Raw genomic sequence first — 1,669 nt, 5'->3', positions numbered from 1 at the left:
AATTTCGTGAGATTCATACTCATTAGGAGGAATCCTATCTCTGTTTCAACCACTTTTTGTCCTCTGACATGAACTCTGCGCACGCCAAAAACACCCTTCATCCTACCAAATACAGGTTCGACATCCACCTTGCGTTTAGCATAAATGCGGGCTCCCTCTTTACTTGTCAATTTATCTTTGACTAAGTTCTTGAAATAGTTCCACGTAGGATTATACTGAATTTGTTTGAGGTTTCCTTTTTCCGTCCGTGCTAATTGGTCCAATTCCTCGCTAGCTTGTACTGGATCAGCTTCGTAAATCTTAATATCTTTCTCAAATCCATTCTGCTCCGTTCTTCGTGAATAATTCTTAAACGAGTAGACAACCGCATCTGGTTTTATCCACTGATCAGAATCTTCTAAGTAGGTCCAGTTTTCAGGATTGGCATCACTCTTCTTATAGCTTTTCTTCTGCTCTTTCTGATATGTTCCGTAGGGAATCAGAGGTGTTTTCTCCAGGTCATCAACGATAAAGCTATAATTTTCTTCACTTCCATAACCTGCATCTGCGACAATGTGTTGAAAGAGTTCTAGGGTTTGGATGGATTGAAGAAAAGGCTTGAGTGTACGAGTGTCAGTTGGATTCGGAAACAGTCCGTAAGCCAAGGCAAACTGGCTGTTTGTGCCAAGTTGAAGGTTGTAGCCAGGTTTGAGCTGACCATTCTTCATATGATCTTCTTTCATTCGCATGAATGTTGCATCGTGATCTGTTTTAGAATAGGAATTTCGCTCTTGTAGAATCTGTTTATCCCGTTCGTACTTCTGTTTCCGAACAAGAAAATCCTCTTTCAACTTTCTCTTTAGTTTCTTAATTCTTCTTCGTTTCTGTCTGTTGGCCGATCCACCTTTAATGACTTTAGGCTCTTGTGAGATAGCATTTTCCACCTCATCTAATACTTGTTCGGTTTCTTGTAGGAGTTGGTTTAGTCCCTCGCTAGTGAGACATTCTTCCTTGGACAAGGCAGTATTCACCCCTTCTTGAATTAGCTTGTCATAGAGTGCTGAAATGTTTCCGTTCAAGGTATCTTCATAGCGTACAACGGCCTTTTTCCATGTGAAAGAATACTTGTTGGCATCAGCTTCTACCTTTGTTCCATCAATGAAGAGAGCCTCATCTTCAATCAATCCATTCTCTCTGAGGAGGAGAGTGAAGTAGATGAAGGCAGTTTTGATGAGCTGATTGGCGTGTGTGCTAGCCCGAAAACTATTGATGGTCCGATAACAGACGTAGGTATCCTGACTCAGCCATTTCATAGGAATGACTTCTTCATTCATTTGAACGATTTTCCGACCAGAGAATACTTGCCGAGCATAGGCAAATAGGGTCATTTTAAGCAACATAGCTGGATGAAAGGCAGGACGACCTGTGTGGGAAGTTTCTTCCAATAGAACGGATGAAGGAATAGTATCCACAAACTGACTAATCAGACGTGCCTCATGAGTAGCAGGTAAGTCCCAAGCAATATTTAGTTCCAAACTAAGCTGATCTGTGTTATACTGTTTATACATTTTCATGCCTTTCTAGTTGTTTTGTGGTTATTATAATTATAAAGCATGAAATGGAAAACGAGCAACTCCTAATTGGAATTGCTCGTTTTTTTATTGTGAGAAGCTAGTTTTTGCCCAGCCTC

General features: G+C 40.7%; 1 protein-coding gene. It reads right to left on the bottom strand.

Going from position 1 to position 1,669, the window contains the following annotated elements; translation table 11 throughout:
- The coding region (locus tag BVE84_RS10270; protein ID WP_076996887.1) for an IS1182 family transposase at positions 1-1,547 on the bottom strand (1,547 nt) is incomplete at its 3' end.
- Between the last annotated feature and the right edge of the window lie 122 nt (positions 1,548-1,669).

Origin of the sequence: Streptococcus azizii, assembly GCF_001984715.1 — a bacterium.
Classification (GTDB): domain Bacteria; phylum Bacillota; class Bacilli; order Lactobacillales; family Streptococcaceae; genus Streptococcus; species Streptococcus azizii.
The sequence above is the reverse complement of the archived record's forward strand: the minus strand, read 5'-3'. Positions and strand labels throughout refer to the sequence as shown.